General features: G+C 39.2%; 12 protein-coding genes. 4 read left to right on the forward strand and 8 right to left on the reverse strand.

Features of this window, described 5'->3' with window-relative positions; genetic code table 11:
• From RAO94_00595 to RAO94_00610, 4 genes are all read right to left on the reverse strand, one after another.
• The coding region (locus RAO94_00595) for a VWA domain-containing protein (GenBank protein ID MDP8320825.1) at positions 1-2,277 on the reverse strand (2,277 nt) is incomplete at its 3' end.
• A 235-nt stretch (positions 2,278-2,512) separates the two neighbouring features.
• On the reverse strand, positions 2,513-4,873 hold the full coding sequence (locus RAO94_00600; GenBank protein MDP8320826.1) for a choice-of-anchor Q domain-containing protein: 2,361 nt from the start codon (positions 4,871-4,873) through the stop codon (positions 2,513-2,515).
• 85 nt (positions 4,874-4,958) lie between these two features.
• Positions 4,959-7,448 carry a T9SS type A sorting domain-containing protein gene (locus RAO94_00605; GenBank protein MDP8320827.1) on the reverse strand — a complete coding sequence of 830 codons (2,490 nt, stop codon included), beginning with the start codon at positions 7,446-7,448 and terminating at the stop codon, positions 4,959-4,961.
• Positions 7,449-8,894: 1,446 nt separating this feature from the next.
• On the reverse strand, positions 8,895-10,853 hold the full coding sequence (locus tag RAO94_00610) for a C10 family peptidase (GenBank protein ID MDP8320828.1): 1,959 nt from the start codon (positions 10,851-10,853) through the stop codon (positions 8,895-8,897).
• Positions 10,854-11,356: 503 nt separating this feature from the next.
• Between RAO94_00610 and RAO94_00615 the strand changes: the two genes are divergently transcribed.
• The 4 genes from RAO94_00615 to RAO94_00630 all read left to right on the forward strand — a co-directional run bounded on the left by RAO94_00615 (position 11,357) and on the right by RAO94_00630 (position 16,198).
• A complete protein-coding gene (locus RAO94_00615; GenBank protein MDP8320829.1) occupies positions 11,357-13,162 on the forward strand; it encodes an RDD family protein in 1,806 nt (601 codons plus the stop codon).
• A gap of 63 nt (positions 13,163-13,225) precedes the next feature.
• A complete protein-coding gene (locus RAO94_00620) occupies positions 13,226-14,146 on the forward strand; it encodes a D-alanine--D-alanine ligase (protein MDP8320830.1) in 921 nt (306 codons plus the stop codon).
• Positions 14,147-14,155: 9 nt separating this feature from the next.
• Entirely contained in the window at positions 14,156-14,614 is a 459-nt protein-coding gene (locus tag RAO94_00625) for a LapA family protein (GenBank protein MDP8320831.1), read from the forward strand.
• A gap of 27 nt (positions 14,615-14,641) precedes the next feature.
• Entirely contained in the window at positions 14,642-16,198 is a 1,557-nt protein-coding gene (locus tag RAO94_00630; GenBank protein MDP8320832.1) for an MASE3 domain-containing protein, read from the forward strand.
• Here RAO94_00630 and mraY read toward each other — a convergent pair.
• The 4 genes from mraY to RAO94_00650 form a co-directional block, all read right to left on the reverse strand.
• Entirely contained in the window at positions 16,178-17,296 is a 1,119-nt protein-coding gene (gene mraY / locus RAO94_00635) for a phospho-N-acetylmuramoyl-pentapeptide-transferase (GenBank protein MDP8320833.1), read from the reverse strand. The genes RAO94_00630 and mraY overlap by 21 nt on opposite strands.
• 15 nt (positions 17,297-17,311) lie before the next feature.
• Positions 17,312-18,844 (reverse strand): AMP-binding protein, encoded by a 1,533-nt coding sequence (locus RAO94_00640; protein MDP8320834.1) that lies wholly within the window; start codon positions 18,842-18,844, stop codon positions 17,312-17,314.
• A 12-nt stretch (positions 18,845-18,856) separates the two neighbouring features.
• Positions 18,857-20,359, reverse strand: coding sequence for an AMP-binding protein (locus RAO94_00645; protein ID MDP8320835.1), 1,503 nt, complete (start codon positions 20,357-20,359; stop codon positions 18,857-18,859).
• A gap of 585 nt (positions 20,360-20,944) precedes the next feature.
• Positions 20,945-21,818, reverse strand: an 874-nt coding sequence (locus RAO94_00650; GenBank protein MDP8320836.1) for a right-handed parallel beta-helix repeat-containing protein, incomplete at its 5' end; no start/stop codon positions are given.

Here is a 21,818-nt window from a genome sequence, read left to right on the forward strand (position 1 = left end):
TGCTTCCAGAATATGGTTCGCAGAATCAGCTATAGTATATTCCTCAATACCGTAAGGCAGACCATTATAAGGATCTATATTTATATACACTCCGGGGACTGTTCCATAAAATCCTGCACTGTTGAAAGTACCATTGATTATGCTGGTACTGCCTGTGTTTGGATTATCAATTACACTGATCTCTACCGTGTGATCTATATCTCCACGTTTGGGAGTAATATAATTAAGCCAGTAGAAGCTGTTCAGATAATCACTGATCTCCTGCTGGATAATCAAAAATGTTCCCGTCGCCTCAATGGCAGTGTTCAATAGATAAAATCCTCCATTACCTAAGGCAATCAAAGCTTCTGTATCTACCTCACTTCCAATTCCTAAAGTATAAACCTGCTTATTTCCACGCTCAACCAATGCTTCCTGCAAGGTTGTGGAACCCTGGGTATCACTGCCATCTGTGATCATGATCAAATTACCTTTAATTAAATTCTCAGGGTAATATACATCTCCCCAACGGTGTAAGCCCGTGATGATTGAGCCGTATAGGTCAGTAGATGAATAACCAGTTTGGATGGAATTAATTCCCCCCACCAGATTTGCCTGATTATTGGTGAAGTCCACTATCAATTCCGCCTGCTCAGAAAATGTATATACACACATATACTGATTACTCTCCAGATTCTCGACAAATTGATAGGCTGCCAGCTTGATATCATCAAGCAGGCTATCCATACTCGTACTGTTATCTATCATCAAAACGGTTCTATTAGTTGTATTCAGATCCGCACCGGTATATATATGCAAAGCAGATTCTACTGCATCGATCTCTTCCCCATCTTCCAGGAATCTGAAATCTGATTCCACAAGCTCAGTATTTACGTTATCTGCCCGATCTGTTACTCGATATACCACATCAATATTGCAAGGCATCTCTGCTCTGATCAAATGATTATGCAGTTTGTAACCTGGCGGTACGGGATCAGTTATTGTAATAAAATTAAGCACAGAACCTTCCCATGTTATGCCATCTGCCAGTAATGCATCTAATCGCCATTGATAAATTGTCTCATAAGCCAGGTTATGAAGTGTATATGTGGTATCCCTGATCTCGCTTGCGACAAGATTCAATCCTGTGTTCTCAATTCCCAGATATAGATTATAACTCTCTGCTCCAATGCAGCTCCAGCTTAATACCGGATCAACTTCAACATAGGTTTCATAATCCCCGGGGTGAATATCAGAAAACCGGTCTTTTGTCTCAAATTCATAAACCGGGCTAATTAACTCCTGGGTGGATTGATAAGTCCCTCTGACCTGCCAGAAATAATTCTGCCTGAAATCAAGATCCTCTATTTCATAAAAAGACTCTTCTAAATCCGTTGCTACCTGCTCAAGTTGAATCGATGATTGACCAAAATAAAGGTCATAGACATATTCTCCTGATCTCTTTGCTGATTTTTCAATACTCTTCACTATCTCATGATTTGCTCGCGTTCTTCCATCAATAGACCATTCCAGTTGCAGACCTGTCTCTTGATCATTTGCTTCATCCACAGGAGATAACGCCTCCCATACTGGTTGTCTGGTTCTGAAACTTAGTATCGGACTGGCAGCAAGTTCATTTACATAATTCCTCGCTTTCACCTGCCAGTAATATTCTGTATTATAAAATAGATCACTTACCTGAGCATATTGAAGCTCAATATTGTCCACCAGAATATCCAGACTGTCTTCATTTGTTCCCAGATAGAGATCATAATATATCAAAGTGGCATCTTCCCTGTTTTTGATATCAAGCCCATTGATCTGTTCACTATTATGGAATTTAGCTATATCAGATCTGCTCACACCCCAGTTGAATACCACAGATAAATATAAACTGTCTGCTCCATCCTCTGGATAAAATTCTCCCCATTCACCATCTCGGGTGGAAAAAGATAATAACGGTCCATATTCTGGTACATCACTCCCATTAAATGCCACTACTTTCCAGTAATAAGTAGTCCTTAATGCTAATTCATCTATCACTTGCTCAGTTACAATCAAATTCTCCTCTATCATCTCCAGACTATCGGCATTTGTCCCGAAATATAACTGATAATAGGTGGCAAATTCGCAGCTCCAGTATAAAGAAATAAATGGCTCTATCCCGCTGGTTCCATCCAGGGGATAAAAATCTGAGAATGTCGCTACCCGTGGGGTATTTTCCAGATCGTCCATACAACTTGTCAAAGTCAATAATCCAATGCCCAGTAATAAAAAGAATAATATCTTAGCCCTCATTCTTTCTCCTTGATCTAAATAGTAGCCTATTTCTCTCCATCGCATAATTTCTTTACTATTGTATAATTATTTGTCAAGCAGTTATTGGTTTTATCTGTAAATTTTCTCTTGAGACTGTTCAATTTACACCAGCCAAGACCTTGCGAATGGTCGATAGAACTCCGCAATGGTCGAATAGAGGATAGAAGTTATTAATCTATACCAATAAGCGAGTTAGCATGAGTAAGATGATACTTTATTTCACCACTGTCAACTTACACTGAGCAATATATTCGTTCCCGGCTTTCACTCTTACGAAATATACCCCACTACTCACTATTTCACCTGCTTGATCACATAAATCCCAAGATGCTGAATTCATTTTCAATTTTACATCTCTTGTCGCGCTGTAATTATATGAAAGCGGATCAATTTTCAATTTACGCAGTTTCTGCCCTTTAATATTAAATATTTCAATAGATAATTCATCCCCAAAACCTTCTCCCAGCCATAAGATATTTGCCTTTGCATCTCTTGTAATGCTTATAGATATTGGATTTGGGTAAACAAGCAGATCATTATTGATTTCAATAACATTCTCATCAGTAGAATTGCCATAAGGATTATATTCATAAGCTCCCAGCTCAATCCCATTACCCATGATCCGCGGATTGCCTGCCAGATCATATTCAGGAAGCTCAATTCCTTCGGGCAAAATAGTTGTTCCCATATTTATTGCCGGTGACCCTTCCTGTAACGAGTAGGGATAATCTCCTTCTCCTAAAAAAAGCGGATCAGTATCCCAGTTTGTCTCCTCATCCCAGTTTAGCACATAGGGCTGATGGGTTATAAATCCATCAAGTCCACCTTCCACTATATTATGATGCATATTCAGAGTTGTTAAAAAACCACTTTCTCCTTCTATGATTATCGAATGATCAGTATTATTATAAATTATGCTGTTAATGATATTAGTATTCGACCCAAATAATAATCTTATCGGTGCGCTGCCAATCGTAGGTCCAGTCATGTGATTATTAGTGAAAGTACAGTTGATTATATTAAAATTCATCTCACCTACCGTATCAATTGAAAGTCCTACATGAAAATCTGGTGATTGATTATTAACGTAATAATTATCACTGAATTCTGAATTCACCAAATCAATCTGGCAAACTTCAGGCTCTATGCTTTCTGGACTCACTAAATATAAACTCCCTTCCTCATTATTAGTGCTTTTTATGTTCTCTAATAATACATGTCTGGCAGCATTACCTCGTTTATTATAGCGAAAAGCACCTGTAGCGGTTACAATATCAGAGCTGTAATGATTGCTATTAAAAATGACATCTTTTATAACAATATTCATATTGCTCGCTGAAATCAACATCATCATATCATTATCTTCCATTTTTATATTCTCTATAATTATTTGACCATCATAATTCAATCTATTTGATAGATAAAACCCTTTATTATAAAAAGTATCATTCTCGTCAACAAAAGCGTTTCTAACTGTAAAATTCTTTAACTCGTAATTCATTTCACTAAATAAGTCTATTACAAACCCCTGATGACCTATACTAAGATCAATGATCGTGTTGTCTCTTGATTCTCCTACAATAGAAACATTACCTCTCATACTGATTGGAAATAATTGATAATTGAATATGGTTGTGTAAATGCCATTAGCTAAATGTATTGTTCGGGGATTTTCTTCATCTGCAGAGATTATTCTCAAGGCATGATTGATTGTTTGCAATGGATATTCTATTGAAAGTCCACTATTGGAATCATTTCCTGAAGTTGATACAAATAGATCAGATTCTACTCGTTCATATTTGTAATGCTGGACATCAAAGATCATACTTTCATAGTCTTGAATAAAGTCCCCATCACCCTGATAAAATTCATAACCCCAAGGTTCTGATACTGTGAAAGTATCAACAATTACCTCTGTGCACGATCCACTTTCTGTTGAATTATGTACATCAAACCCCAAAAGAGAAAAATTTTCATACACATTACATCTATTTACTTCTGAGTACTCTATAGAATTATTTAAATTATAACTCGCAATTCCTCCTCCATATTTAGTTCCATAATTAAATCTGAAAGTACTTCCTGTTAAATTAACCTGCCCACCTTCTATTAAAATACCGCCACCTACTATGGCTTTATTATATTCTACGATACAATTAGTGATCTCAATAATAGATTCTGAAGCATATATCCCTCCTCCATATCTCCTTGAACCATCCAGAAAACCTATCCCATTTGTAATAGTAAATCCTCTAAGAGCTGTACCTTCTCCTTCATTATTATGAACAGCCACACAGCATCCAGCTTGATTGCCATCAATTATCGTATTGTGAATATAATCTCTATTACCAGTGGTCATTTCCAGGCTGCCAAGAGCAATACTCTTCCCATTGAAATCTGTATTTTCATAATACCTGCCTGGATAAACAAGCACTGTATCTCCATCAGCACTGGCATTGATCCCTTCCTGGATAGATATATAATCTCCATTACCCTCAATATCAACAATAATTGTAGCTCCCTGTATTATCCAAAACAAAGCAAAAAAAACAATAAGAACAAAATACTTCTTCATAATCACATCCTATATATACCTGACGCCCTAATAGGCGCCAGGCTTGCTTCTTCTCACTTCTCACTTATTTTTCTTCTCACTACTCTCATTTCATTAATATCACTTTCCTATTTACAATATCTTCACCAACCTGCAATCTGATGTAATAAACTCCGCTGCTGACTTTATTACCTGCATTGTCATCTCCCTTCCAGACTATATTATAATCATCAGGACGGAATAATTCACTTACCAGAGTCTTGACTTTCTGACCTTTTACATTGAAAATAGTTATCTCTGTGTACTTTGTGCCCTCTGTGGTTGAAAAAGATATTGTTATTTCAGGATTAAAGGGGTTTGGATAGCAGTTAAGATCGTATTCTATAGGAGCCACGTTCTCATAGTGGTCTTTAAAAGATACTTCATAATGAATCCCGGGCATTCCAGTGATCAGACTTCCGGATTCATATAAGTCAGTTTCCAGATTATATACCAGATAGCTCTTGCGGCGTTCCACAGAGTTTCTTCCTTCATACCAGAAAGCAAATTCTATTTCTTCTCCCTGCTCTTCTTCCAGGATATAAGCACATATCTGGCTAATGGTATCTTCCACTACCTGCGCCCCGCAGCACACATCGTTTACGTAAACTGCTACTTCATTTGGGATATCGTTTTCGTCAAATTCTACATATACAGGGATGTAATCAATATCATCATTAAAAGTAAAATGTTCGGCAACTGGACGCAATTCCGGCTCACTACTACGCGCGGGGGTTTCCCAGCGGAATTCATGTTCATCATCTACTGTGGTGATCAGAACGCAATCAGCATAATTGATATAGCAGGATGCTGGTGTGCCAGACCAGCGGCTATCGGTATTGGGTCGGCTGATGCTCCAGTCCATTGTCTTGATCACTATGGCGTCATCGATCACTTCCGAAGGAAAAGCATCTAAAACAAGCTGGCTGTCCTCCAGAAAATATCCTAACCACCCGATTCCACCTTCCGCTAAGGTCATAACTGTATTATCCAGGCACTTCAAACCTCTGGAAAACATCAAACATCCACCGCCATTATCCTTCTCCATTTTATAACCATTCGTGCTGTAAACATCTATTTCGTTGTCCCAATCCCAATATCCGGCAACATACTCTCCATATTCATGTAATTCATCTTCTCTACCATACCAGGCATATAACCCATCAGGAATTGGATTCCAGCTTTCCCAGGCTTCATCTACATCAATTGCCTGACCAGTATTTTCATCCTCAGGTGGAGCAAAGGGCAATTTTGGAAAACTCTTCCAAAGATAAGCCCGTTCAAATATCCCATACTGCCAGGTATATATATCCTGCTCATGATATTTCCAGCCCATATCTGCTCTTGAGCCATCAGGATCATCATAAGTAGTCGATGGATTACCTGCATCAATGCAGGGACTATAGTAGTACAATGAACAGTTATTATTTGTATCAACCCTTGGTATCGATGTAATATTACTATTAGTAGTTGTGCCATTTTCAATACAGGAATACGAGATATCCACCTCTCCGTTTCCAGTATTATTGATCTGATCCTGTCCATCATTTGCATAAACTATACAGTTAAGAATATCCATATGAGCTTCAAAAGATTCCAAGTGTATTCCACCAACACCATTTGTGGAGGAGTTATCATAAATAGTCAACATTGTTAATTCAAATTCACTTCCCTCATCTTCATATGAGGAATATAATGCCCCTCCACTTGTTGAAGCAAGATTACCTGTGATAAGACATGCATTAATTACATTAGCATCAGGATCGGTTTCCATATCTTGACAAAAAATACCACCTCCAGTACCCATATCACCTGTACCAGTAACTTCATTATCTATAATTATCAGGTTATTGAAATCTAAAACGCAATATTGTAGATTTAATCCTCCTCCTTTTCCTAATACAGCAGTATTATTTTTTATAATACTTCCCTCTATCGTTACAGGGTTATGGTAGTTCTGTGAATCACGATAATAAATTCCACCTCCATGTTGGGCTTGATTATCTGATACATCACTGTTATAAATGCTTAATAAATTCATGGCACATGTACCGGAATTAATACTACAAATTCCCCCACCCTTAACAGATGCTTCATTATCTTTTATTACGCAATTATTTACTGTAAGGCGGGTGTTCAATGCCGCCAGAATTCCTGCTCCATCTTGAGCATCTCCATTTATCAATTTAAGGTTAGTTAATCCTACATACATTATTGGCATCTCTCCTTGACTATAGATATTAACACATCTTCTTTCATTTTCTCCATCAATAATCGTATTTTCCGAACTGTCACCAATCAATTCATAATGAACAATATTTTCATTGGGATTTGTAAGTATCACAACTCCGCTTGTTTCATCATCATCCTGATAAGTTCCAGCGTGTATAAGGATTTCTGCACCATTAGGATAAGCGTCCACTGCATCCTGAATATTATCAAATTTCGTCACTCCCCAACCTTGTGCCGCGGGCGTATAATCATCATCTACTTCTATGGTTGCCTGCAAAAATGCTATCGTTACAAGCAAAACAATTAAAAAAAATCTCTTGCACATATTTATCTCCTGCACTTTCCTTGTGCCTGTGTTAATTTTTATCACAGGCTGCCTGTTCATTCCTTGTGCTCAGGCAGCTCTTTTATTGAAATCATATCCAATAATTCTATTATCCCGTTGTCATAGTGTTCTATAGTAAAATAGTTTCAGATTACTGAAACTACCCGCTCAGCCGAATTTATAACGATCTTCCTGATAAATTCTCGTGATACTACAGGGTGCGTATAATTTTATTGCCCTATATATATATATATATATAGCTATTTAGATTGCTTTTTATGTGACAATAAATCTTATACATCAATAATCTCCTTGATAGATACTCATTCTTTTTATAATTAATTCAAGTTTAGAACACTGTCTATAATCATGTCAAGAGAAATAAATGTTTATTGAGGTTAAGTTTTATACATAATTGCAAAGCTGGTATAACAATTTAATCTCTGCTCAACCAATATCCCACGGATTAGAAATACGGGTGATGCATTACTCTTCGATATCAATTAAGAATATAAATTCTTACCTTACAGATAATTTTGCGGTTTTTCTATAGATATTCTTCTTATCACATTTTTCAGTGTATTCTGTGCCTTCAGCCTGCTGTGCCGTAGCTTTTTGCAGCGTAAGCGAAGGATGGTTAAAATTCTTACATTAAATTATCTTAGCTCTCACATAATACTATTATACGTATCTCACAGAAAAAGATGAAAATAGTATAAATACCAGATTATCAGTATAATATTATGTAAACTTGCGCTTTTTAATCATAACTCCCTGCAATATAATAGTTAATATCGCCTGCATGTCAACAGGAGGATTAGAGGAGGAACAACAAAGCACGTACTGACATTTTTTTGTTAGATTGTGCTTTGTTGATACACTTGTTTGCCGGTTGAAAACATGAAAATGCAATCTATATGAGACCGTTTAAAAAGTATATTGTGGATAAAGCAGAATTCCTGAATCATATTACTCTGTATGATCACATATACATATTATTACTCTGATCGTTTCATCTGATAGAATTATTTTTGTGTTCTGTAACTGATTTTTTTCTTCTGATTTCTCATCAAACAGCTCAAAATAATCCGTTACTTCATATTAAACAATAAGTTATATCCTATTTTCACCTTTCGCCCTGCCCCCTGTACCCTCTCTGTGGGTTCCCTATGGCTTGTTAATCACTGAAATTAAGTTACGCAACTGTAATTATACAATAGTTACACCAAACTAAGCAGGAGTTTTGGGCTGTACTCAGAACAAGGCTTCTGGTGACTGGACCCATTGTATCAAGACCATCCCTGGTCTTGGATTCTTCCCCCGCCCAGACCAGGGATGGTCTGGTTACAACGATACAACAGCTTCAAAAGTCTTACTTTATATTTTTAGGCAAAAAAAAAGTGCAGCGAGAGAGTATTTCATCCAATCGCTGCACTTATGATTAATTTATTTCAACAGTACCATTTTACCGGTAGAAGTATATCTTCCTGATCTGATCTGATAGTAATAAATTCCGCTGCCGACAGCATTATTTGAACTATCCATGCCGTTCCAGATAACCCGCTGTTCACCAGCAGACATATTTCCGTTAACCAAAGTCCTTATCATCTGACCTTTCAGGTTATAGATGCTCAATTCCACTTCAGAAGCGGAATTCAGATTAAATACTATCTCCGTTTCAGGATTGAAAGGATTGGGATAATTTCCCAGTAGTACCAGATTTGCATCTGAAACTTCATTTTCGTCGTTATCGGTCATGACAATAGTGATAGTAACTTCATCTGGATCACTGAAAAATGTACCATCAGAAACTACCAGACTGAATGTATATTGTGTTTCATCTGTAACCTGGGGAGCAGTAAATACGGGACTGGAAATCGCATTATTAGAAAGCTCGATACCAGCAGGTGCAGTCCAGTTATAACTCAGCAGATCACCATTAATATCATAAGACCCACTGCCATCGAGGGTAACTTCTTCACCAGAAACAGCAGTAAAATCATCTCCAGCATCCGCCACGGGGGCAGTAGCTGGAGCAATTGTAGCCGAAACCATCTCGCTCATATCAGATTCACCGGTTACAAATAATGCTGTCACCCAGAAGAGATAGGTTCCCTGAGCAAGATTATTGAACATGAAGCTTGTCTCGTCGGGATCAGTAGTATCTTCCAGCACACCATTACTATAAACATTAAAGCCCAGTAAACTGCGATCTAATTCACTGTGATCCCAACTGAGCAATATATCATTTTCGTTTAATACTACTGCAGTCACATCATAAGGTGCAGAAAGATCTTCATAAGGAAACATACTGAAAACTCCACCTTGGCTTTCATTGAAAGCGCTGCCACCAGGATTAATATTTGCTAAATAGAAATAACCATTTCCATATCCTGACCAGCCAAAATTGAAATGGAAATAACTGGTACCCTGATAGCCGTCCAGATTGAAGGCATGTCCGCCAGCATTACCCACACCACTATAGATCAGGGGCATGCCATTATCAAGATCTTCTCTGATATAGGCTTCATAAGTGCTGGCTGAAGAACTGTCTTTTGCCCTGAATGTTGCGGAAGGATGATAATCAAAATTGATCACCATGGCATTACGAGCACTATAATTGCCATAACCCACCTGTGCTCCGGATCCACTTGAACTGTAATCCATTTCCACTGCCACGCCACAGGCCCACTGCAGTTCTTTGGTCTCAGCTGTTGCATAGCTGTTTTGCATACTGTCATAATTAAATTCTGTCTCTGAGAAATCACAGCTTATCGTGCCATATTGTGAGTGATTATATGTGTGAGAACCAACCCCAACAGCGGGATGACCCCAGAAATACATTACCTGTGCCATAGATACTGCCACACAACCTGAAAATACAAAAGGATTGTTTTGACCCGGTCCATAAGGGCAATCCTGATTCCAGGGTGAATCCTGATTCCAGTTGCTGGTCATCATTGGTGACACATCGCGCAGGTCACGTTCAATTTCAAATTCATTTGCAGGTACACGTAAACGCTGCCATTCATTATTTATTTTATCATCTGCTGACAGATCATTTACTCGTATCTGTTCCATTTGCCACTGCCATTCAAAAAACCAGTCACTCATCTGAACTGGCAGATTGGCTGGATCATATTCACTTTCAAAACTGTAGGCAAGTACGGGAATGGCTCTATCATCACCAGAGACTATTACATAACCCGAATTGTCATGATTAAATATATAGAAGTCCGGCGTTTCTTCACCAATTACATAAGTTCCTGTCCAGTTAAGATTTGAAAGATCACCGCGTTCATTTATTATATTACCCGCCACTTGCTGAGCATCTTCAATACTCACGGCTGCACCCCAAGCAAAACATATCCCCGCTAAAATCAATAATACTAATATCTTCTTCATTATAACTCCATTCTTACATTTTGGGGAAACTTCTCAACCTGCCCCTCCCTGTCAATCACAAAATTGCTGATGGGTAGTATCAAAGTCTTTTGCTTAATTTATTTTACATTACATTTTTTCACGTTATTTAGCGGCTTTCGCGGTTAATAATCTTAATATTACATTTTCTGGCTGTGGACTTAGGGGACGTAGTGGACATAGTGGACATAGTGGACATGGCGATGATAATCTGGTGCCTATTTACTACAATTAAATAAGCACTACGTGCTAAAATTAAACGCAATCCACCCAGCCAGGCAGTTTTGAGCTGGTACTCCAGACAAGACTTCTGGCGATCAGTTGCCACCAAACCCCTGTCCTCTGATTGACCATTAGCTGACCTTTTGCTAAATAAAAGAAAGAACAAAGGAAGATATTACTTGCTTATTAAAGTGTGGATACTAAAACTGGGTTGAGATCATTAATTATTCTTTTTATATACCTGAAAGAAATGAGGAGAAATTATGAGTAATACCACTACTGGTTTTGGTTTCGGAATGAAACGTCTTGCAGCCTTTATTATTGATTTTATTCTGCTGTTCTGTATCTACCTGATGGCAGGAGATGCTGTAAATGGAAAAGAACTATCCCTGATAATTTTGTTTACTGTACTGATCATCCCGGCAGTTTATCTGATCATATTCTGGGTTTTAGCTGGAGCCACGCCGGGTATGCTGATTTTCCGTCTGCGAATGCGTAAGATACAAACTGGTAAGAAACCAAATTTACTGACTGCTGTCTGGCGATTTATAATATTCCTTATCTCCTTGTTTTCATTTTTCCTGGGATTTCTTTGGCAATTTTGGGATAGCCGACACCAGACCTGGGCAGACAAGCTTTCTGGATGCATGATCGTGAATAAAGGACAGGATATTCAGGAAAGTGAATCTGCTGCTGATCAAAAGAAATGGCGGGTTGGTAAAATCCTTTTTTCCATTTCCACTCTGATATTTGTGATTTTTAATATGGTCATCCAATATACAGAACCACTATTGCCAGACACTGAGTCCTGGTTAATTGATTACAGCACAGAGGCAAACCCTGAGGATAACGGTTATTACCAATTGATCTGCTTTGCTGCTGGAAGCGATGAAGACCCGTTTGAAAGAGGTTATAGATCCATCCAGGATGCAAATGAATTCATTATGGACTATTATAGATTACGGGAAGCAGGAAAAAAAAGAGACGAATTCGCACCACAACCAGATCTTAGCTGTAAGCTGGACATTGATTCCAATACGTTGATCTCTATCTGGCAGGCAGAAGATTTCTATAATGCGTTACTTGCTGACCAGTCATTTATAAAATCAAATATGGACAGATTTAGTTATCTGCAAAAACGTTATTACCAGATAGCAGATTATCCATATATCAGCACAAGACTCTTCCCTGATATAGCAGTGATATCTCCACCTTTGATAGCACTGGTCAATTATCATCGTCTCTTTTTATCCAATGTCTGCCTGGAATATCTGACTGGTGATAAAGATGAAGCAATTGATATGCTGTTAAAGACCTTTGATATAACTAATCGAATGCTGGAAGAAAGCGATTCTATGATCATGAAACTCACAAGCTCTGTTTTGATGCAGCTTTCGCAGGATACCTGCCAGAAAATGCTCAATTATAAGCAGGATTTTGATCCTTCTTATGAAAAATTGCTCAATGGGATACCTGCCCTAAGCTGGGAAGCTCTGAGCTTTCGTAATGCTTATGTCTATGAATATAATATTGAAGCTTCTTACACGGTTTCCATGCTGGATTCTCCTTATGGCTTTCTTGATTATAAAGTTGATCTGGAAGATATCAGAAACGCCAATCCTCCCTTATTGAAAGCAAGTCAAATAATCAATTTCAGTCTCAGGGCTTTCAAGCAATACATTGCTATTTCTGAGTTACCCTATCCTCAATTTGCTCAAGAAATCTCAAATCCCAGCTTACCAAAACCCCACTTCATTGAATACTTCAATAACACAGTGGGAGTTGCTTTGGAAATGTCAAGGATAGATAGTGTTTATTACCGTTATCTTGTTATGGTAAGGGACCTTGAACTGAAAAGCACTATGTTACGTGCAGCGGCAAGTATTAAGCATCATGAAATAGCCTCAAGTGATGTACAATTATTCCTGGATAATAATAAAGATAAATGGTATAATCTTTATTCCGACGAACCATTTAACTGGGATGAAGCGAGCCAGGAAATATCTTTCACAGGACCCATGCCGGAAGAATTTCCTGATAAAAGGAAGTTGAAGCTGAGTTTGGATTAAGATAAATTCAGGGTAATATCAGGTTTTTCTTGACTTTTATTGATAGTTGATATTGAGTTAGTCATGGAAAAAATAATAATACTGGGTGGAGGGATTTCAGCGGAACGTGAAATATCGCTGCTTACATCCCACACGATCAAGTCTGCATTGGAATCTGATGAGATGATAGCAGAAATACTTGATCCGGCAGATTTTACTGACTGGACTGCTCTGATCGCTCATCTGAAAAGTGCCCAGCCAGACATGATATTTATGGGACTTCATGGTGCTGCTGGTGAAGATGGAAGTTTGCAGAACCACCTGGAATCTCATGACCTGCCGTTTACCGGCTCAGGCTCAGAAGCCTGTCAGCTGGCGATGGATAAAAATACTGCTCTTGATCTGGCTACTCAATTAAATATTCCTGTCCCTTCACGGGTTTACCTCAATAAATCTGACTTTTATTCTGAGGAAGAGATCATTAATTTCACGGGATTACCTTTAGTGGTGAAACCTAATTCTTCCGGCTCTTCTGTGGGCATAAGTATTGTAAAGGAAAAATCAGAATTAACCGAAGCCATGACCGATGCCTGGAAACATAACGACTGGCTGCTCTGTGAAAAATTTATTCCGGGCAGAGAATTGACAGTAACTATTCTGGATGATAAAGCACTGCCTGTGGTAGAGATCAAACCATATCAGGGCTGGTATGATTTCGCCAATAAATATACCCATGGTAATACGGAATATATCTGCCCCGCAGACCTGACCGAATTAGAAAAAGAAACTATTCAGCAATATGCGCTTGACATTTTTAATACAATGGGATGTAAAGTCTATAGTCGAATAGATTTCCGCTATGATGGGGATAAGTTCTATTTCCTGGAAGTGAATACCCTCCCGGGAATGACGTCTCTGAGTCTTACACCAATGGCAGCCAAAGCTGTAGGACTTGATCTTAGGGCTTTGCTGCTTAAAATTATTGAATTGTCAAAACATAAATAAGGAAGAATTATGCAGGAAATATCTTTTAATATTAATCTCCCTTCGTTTGCCATAGGTCTGGCTATTGGTTTGCTGCTGACTGTTTATTTTGTTTTCAGGGGAAATGGCAACAGCCGTAAACTGCGCAAAGAAATTACTCGTCAAAAGCAGATGCTGCAGGATAGACTGGAAGTGGAACTGGAATCTGTAGCTGCTATGAAAAACAAGATAAAAGACTTGGGAAAGACCAATAGTAACTTGCAAAAATCACTTGATGCACTCTCTCAAAAAGCCTCAAGAGCAGAATTGCAGCAACTGGCTATCTATCAAAAAGCTATTGATATTCTCACTGCTCAGTCTCCAGGCTTTGGTCCTGCCTGGCAAAATGCCCTTGAAAACAGTAAACAGGAAATAGGGCAGTTCACTTCTGGAGTGAAGCCTTTCATCAGAAACATCGCCAAAAGCCTGTTACCGGAAGAAATAGATTGATCAGGGAGCAATAGTTTGTCAAAGATAATGATCAGGCAGTACTTTTCAAGTATTATCGCTCTGATTTTGTTGTTTGCGATCAGTAGATTAAATTTTCTCTTATTCCATACTATGAGTGAGATCTTTAGTATAGTTATCACCTTTGCCATATTCATGTTCACCTGGAATACCAGAAAAGTGATAAATAATAATTATCTGCTTTTCATTGGGATTGCTCTTATCTTTGTGGGATTTCTTGATCTGCTGCATTCTTTCTCATATCAGGGTCTCTCTATTATACCCCTGCCTGATGAACAAAAGGCTAATATTCCTACCCAGCTTTGGATTGCTGCCCGTTATCTACAGAGTATTTCCTTTTTCCTGGCTCCTTTCTATCTGGGCAGAAAACTGAATCTCCTCAAAATTGTTTCATTATTTCATATATATATCGTTCTCGCTATACTATCGATATTCTACTGGCACGTCTTCCCTGATTGTTATTTATATGAAACGGGACTAACTGCTTTCAAGAAGATCAGTGAACTGATTATAATTGTCATACTGCTTGTAGCTATCTATAATCTCTGGAAAAATAGAAGTAAATTTGAACCGAATCTCTGGAAATTAATGATCCTGGCAATACTAGCCTCGATTATTTCTGAAGTCTTTTTCTCTATTTACCATTTAGTGTATGATACTACTATCATGACAGGTCATATCTTCAAGATCATCTCATTTTTCCTGATCTATAAAGCCATTATTATTGCCGGTATCAAAAATCCTCTGGAAAGCGTATTCTATGACCTTAATCAGAGCAGGAAAAAGCTCTTGGGTCACAAGGAAAAGCTGGAATTTGAGGTGGAAAAAGCAGTTAAGGAAGTGGAAGAACGCAATAGGATGCTGATACTGCAATCACGCCATGCTCAATTAGGAGAAATGATAGCAGCCATTACCCATCAATGGAAACAGCCTTTAAACCAGATATCAGTATTATCCTCTGCTCTCATGGATGCCTGGGATTATGATGCCCTGGATGAAGAATTCCTCCAGAAATCTATCGGTAATATCTCCATTGTCGTCACTGATATGAATAATATTCTTAATGATTTCAGAAACTTCTATTCACCCCAGACTGATGATACAGATTTCGAATTGTCTGAGATTGATGGACCCCTGCAGGCATTAGTAGGCAGACGTCTTAAAAAATATGATATTGATCTCAGAATTGATATTAAACCTGGGATTATCCTCAAGGGCAAGATCAATGAAATCATCCAGGTGATGCTTATCCTGATCAATAATGCTGTTGATGCCTTGAATGGATCTGAAAACAGAACCGGAGTTATTGAAATACTTGCTCAAGCAACTGAAGATCATATAATCATAAATGTGAAGGATAATGCTGGTGGGATCAAAGGCGAGAATTTAGATAATGTATTTTTACCCTATTTTAGCACGAAAGGAGATAAAGGTACTGGCATGGGCTTATTCCTGGCGCAAACGATAATCGAAAAGCACTTTGGTGGAGAAATTTCGGTTCAGAATTACGCTGACGGTGCTATATTTACCTGCCTGATACCCAGTTCAGCGCAGCTTGATAGTTGAAAGAGCAACTGCTAATAGCAATATAGATATTATCCAGAACCGTACTACTATCTTTTCCTCAGAATATCCTTTCTTTTGAAAGTGATGATGAAGCGGAGCCATTAGAAATAATCGCTTCGGTGTCCCTGTTCTTCGCCTTGTATATTTGTAATAGTGTATCTGTAATAAGGAAGATAATGCTTCCATTACAAACACCCCTCCCACTATCACCAGGAATATCTCTTCCCGCAGCATCACAGCAGTGATCGCCATCACTCCACCCAGGGTCAGCGAACCCGTGTCACCCATAAATATCTGAGCTGGCTTGCAATTAAACCATAAAAAGCCCATAAGACTTCCCAGCAGGGCGGAAATAAATACCGTGAGTTCTGCCGCCTCAGGGATATAATCCAGCAGCAGGTAATCAGCAAAACGGAAATTACCCTTAAGATATGCCATCACTGCCAATCCGAGAAGGGCTATTGCCGATGAACCCGTAGCGAGTCCATCCAGACCGTCTGTGAGATTTGTACCATTACTGGTGGCAACTATCATAAAGACCACAAAAGGAATGAACACCCACTTCAGATTGATCATCAGATGCCGGAAAAAGGGAATATTAATGCTCGTTAAACTAATCGATCCCTGGTGATATTTATAAAGATATAATGCTATTGCCAGCCCCAGTATTAATTGCCCGATCAGCTTATATCTTGCTATCAGGCCAGCTTTATATTTCTTCACGTTTTTCAGATAATCGTCTATGAATCCCAGCGTCCCCAGCCAGATCACTGCAAAATAGAGTATCAGTACATACACATTCTTAAGGTCACTCCAAAGCAAAGACGAGATCAAAGTACCACTCAGGAAGATCAAGCCACCCATACTGGGTGTGCCGATCTTGCAATCGTGACCCACTTCACACAGATAGCCACTCACATCTTCACTATAATTGATCTTGCGTGATAATTTGATGAAAAGAGGTCCCAGCACCAGTGTGATCACCAGACTGGTAATAAAAGCGATCACAAATCTAAAGGTTATATACTGGACTACATTAAATAAAGTCAGCCCGAATATCTCTGTATCATAATACGGTTTCAGTAATTCTATCAGCATCTATTTCTCAAATTATTATTTCTCTCTATTCTTTTTATGCATCTCACGGCAGATCCGTTCCACTTCCCGGAAATTTACTTTTCCGCTGCCCATTAAAGGGATATCCGGAATATGATAAATTTCTTTGGGAATAGCAATAGGTGGTAATTCTTTCTTTAGTTTATGGATCAGGTCTTTTTTATTTATCCCATCCGCATCAACTGCTGCCACGATCTGATAGCCTTTGATCTCATCAGGAATGCCCACTGCACAGCAATTAATATCCTCATCCAGATACTTGCTGAGCACATCCTCTGTACGCACCAGGGAAACCATCTCTCCCCCGACTTTGATAAATCGACGCAGTCTGCCTTTATGCCAGATATAGCCATCTTCATCTATCATTGCCATATCCCCGGTGTCATACCAGCCATTACGGATATGAAGACTGGTATCTTCCACATCTCCCATATAACCCTTCATCACAAGGGCACCTTTCACCAGCAGCTTACCAGTCTCGCCTGCTGCCAGTTCCTGCTCAGTTTCCCGGTCGATCACTTTCACCTGCACTTCCGGTATTGGCTTGCCGATACTGCCGGGACGCGAATTTTCATAGGTATTCACTGATACAACTGGGCTGGTTTCCGTAGTTCCATAACCTTCCAGTATCTGCACGTTATGATTATTCAAGTAATTTAAGCGCATTTTTTCCGGTAATTTATCTGCTCCAGTGATGGCCAGATGCACAGATTCAAAATCGCCCTTTTCCGCTTTCTTAAGATAGCCGTTAAAAAAGGTGGGAGTTCCCACCAATACGGAGATCTTATATTTCCTGATCGAGCTTACAATTGTTTTATAATCCAGCGGATTGGCAAATGCCACAATACTGTAACCCTTCAAGATCGGCAGCCAGAAGGTTGCCGTTAAGCCAAACACATGGAATAAGGGTAATGAACCGCCAAATACTTCTCCATCGACCATACCCAGATGATCAGGGATTATCCGCACATTATGCCAGATATTATTATGCGTAAGTTGGACAGCTTTTGGGTCTTTTTCACTACCGGATGTGAATAGTATCACGCAATTATCATCATCATTCCCCTGATGAATATAATTTCCCAGGAGCCCGGCTGGCAGCTTGCTCAATAGCGCTGCCTTGAGCTTATCTATCTTGGTTATTTGCTTTAATATATCTTCTATATAGATAAAATTAGGCTGACCTGGCAGATTTAGTTTCTTAAGCAGACCCTTACTTGTGAGAACATGCTCCACGCCGCACAAAGATTGGGCATAATTGCAATTGTCAATAGCTCCGGTACTGTAATTGATCATAGCCGGCACCTTGCCAGCCATTAAAGCACCCAATATGCTTATATGACATCCTGCTGTAGTTGGTATCATGATCCCCAGATATGTCCCCTTCACGCTCTCAAGCTTGCCCTTAAGCAGCAGAGCGGCTATCAATAGCCTTTCATAACTATATTCTTTTCCGCTCAGCACATCATAGATAGCAATCCTCTTTCCGTATTTCTTAGCTGCTGTCACAAACCGGTTCTGCAGTAACATCCACATCCTTCCTTATTTCTTTTTTTGTTTTCTTAATTTACGGCAGATCTGCTCCACCTCTCTGAAATTCACTTTACCACTTCCCATCAAGGGCAGATCATCTACCACATAAAATTCCTTGGGCACTGCGATCGCTGGTAATAGTTTCTTTAATTGATGCAATACCTCCTTCTGATCAAAATTTCCATTGGCGATAGCTGCCACCACATCAGCTCCCTTGGTAGGATTAGGTACATCCACCACGCAGCAGTACACATCATCTGGTAATAGCTTAGTGAGTATTTCTTCCGTACGCACCAGTGACACCATTTCTCCGCCTACTTTCACAAAGCGTTTCAGCCTGCCTTTATGCCACATGAAACCTTCTTCATCATGCACTCCCATATCACCGGTATCATACCAGCCATTCCTGATATGCAAGGTTGTCTGTTCCAGATCACCCAGATAACCCATCATCACCATCTCACCCTTCACAAGTATCTTGCCCTCCTCTCCGCGTGGGACTTCTTCCCCGGTATTAGTATCAACTATCTTCACCTGCACTCCGGGTATTGGCTTGCCAATACTACCCGGACGATAGTTCTCAAAGGTATTCAAAGATACCACAGGACTCGTCTCAGTGGCACCATAACCCTCTAAAACCTTAATTCCATGATCTTCCAGATAGGTTAAGCGCAATTTGTCATTTAATTTATCGGCTCCGGTTACGGCTATATGGATACTGTCAAAATCTCCCGGACTGCATTTCTTAAGATAACCGGCAAAAAAGGTCGGTGTCCCTATCATCACGGTGATCTTAAGCTCTCGTATCTTATCCACGATCAGTTTATAATCAAGCGGATTGGCAAAAGTAACCACTGTTGTCCCCATCAATAGCGGCAGCCAGAAAGTTGCTGTGATTCCAAACACATGGAACAAGGGCAATGTCCCGGCAAATATCTCATCTTTCGCCATTCCGACAAAATCAGGTAATTCCCGCACATTGTGCCAGATATTATTATGCGTAAGCTGCACCGCCTTAGGGTCTTTCTCGCTCCCTGAGGTAAAAAGTATCACAGATGGTTCATCGGGATCACCCTTATGTATATAGTTCTTCAAAATTTTATAGGGCAGTTTACTATGCAATGCTGCTATAACCTTTTCTATTTTACTCACCTTTTCCAGGATATCTTCTATATAGATCATTTCCGGAAGTGGTTCCAGCCGTAATTTCTCCAGCAGCTTTTTACTGGTGATTATCGTCTCAAAACCGCATTTCTCCTGGGCATAAATACTATTTTCAATAGCTCCTGTACTGTAATTGATCATCACAGGTATTTTCCCGGACATCAGAGTGGCTATCACTCCCAGATGACATCCAGCAGAAGTGGGCAGCATAATGCCCAGATATTTCCCCTCAATCCGGTCAAACCGCCCTTTAAGGATCAGCGAAGCTATCAGCATCAGATCATAAGTATAGGTCTTACCAGTCGCAGTATCAATAACTGCTGTCTTTTTCCCCTGAATTTTTGCCATCTGTAAAAATTTAGTATGAAGCAACATATTATTCTCCCATTTACAACATTATTTAGTTCCGTAAAATTTTACTATCTCCCCATATCATGTCAAGATTAATGAATTTCATTCAGATAATTGAAGAACGAAAGAAGTGAGAAGTGAGTAAGTGAGAAGGGGTGAAGGGGAGAATAATGGAAAATTGAAAATGTAATCAGCCATAGGCTGACAAGAATGTAAAATTAAATGTAATGTAAGAAATTTCACCACAGAGGCACAGAGATCACAGAGAAAAATTGAGGGTGCGATTCGCCTTCATCAGATTACGGCGCAACAAGAGATGTGAAAGTGTGACAAAAACTTGGCTGGTATTTCATTAAATTGTTCGCGGTTGTTTGCGGCTAAATAATTCTTACATTTAATTCCTGTCTTATACGTCTTCAGTTCGTTTTGTTCGTTTTGTCTTGATGAGCTGTAATATATGAAAGCTATTCGTTGCTTAAACTCTTACATTATATTTTTTCGCGTAATTTCGTGGCTTTCGTGGTAAATATTCTTTTCTTACATTACATTTTCAATTTTCAATTCGTCAGTCTCGATCATACCTTATTCATAAGCCCCCATATCAGGCGCAGAACCAGAATATTCATCTTTACTTAAATCAATTAAGACTTTATCAATAAACTCAAAATAAGCAATACCAGTATCAATGCAGGGTGAATCCTCTGTCAGATGATAATCCCCCACCAAAGCATCCAAGAATAATGGATCAGCATCAATATTACCCTCTAACCAGTTAACTGTCCCATTATTGTTGGTTTCTATTCCCTCCACTCCTCCATCAATAACAGAATAAGCTATTGTTATTGTATTTGGATCATAATCCTCCTTGAAGAAAACTTCCTGGGGTGAATTATTACAAAAAATACAGTTCACTAAACTTGGACTGGAAGAGTTACCGCAGTAAATCCCACCTCCAGCCAATACAGATGAATTATTCGATATCGTCACATTCTCTAAACTCGGACTGGAATGATCCCAGCAGAAAATCCCACCACCTTCTCCATCAGCCGAATTATCCGTAATCGTTACATTCACTAAACTCGGACTGGAATTCCAATAGCAGTTTATACCTCCACCATCACCATAAACCGAATTATTCGTAATCGTCACATTCACTAAACTCGGACTGGAACGCAAGCAGTAAATCCCACTGCCATCTTTTCCCGCCGAATTATTCGATATCGTCACATTCTCTAAACTCGGACTGGAAGAATAGCTGCAGTAAATCCCACTGCCATCTTCTCCCGCCGAATTATTCGATATCGTCACATTCACTAAACTCGGATTGGACTTATCAATGCAGTAAATCCCACCGCCATCTTCTCCCGCCGAATTATCCGTAATCGTTACATTCACTAAACTCGGACTGGAAAAATAGCTGCAGTAAATCCCACCACCTTCTTCTTTAGCCGAATTA

This window comes from Candidatus Stygibacter australis (assembly GCA_030765845.1).
Taxonomy (GTDB): Bacteria; Cloacimonadota; Cloacimonadia; order Cloacimonadales; family TCS61; genus Stygibacter; species Stygibacter australis.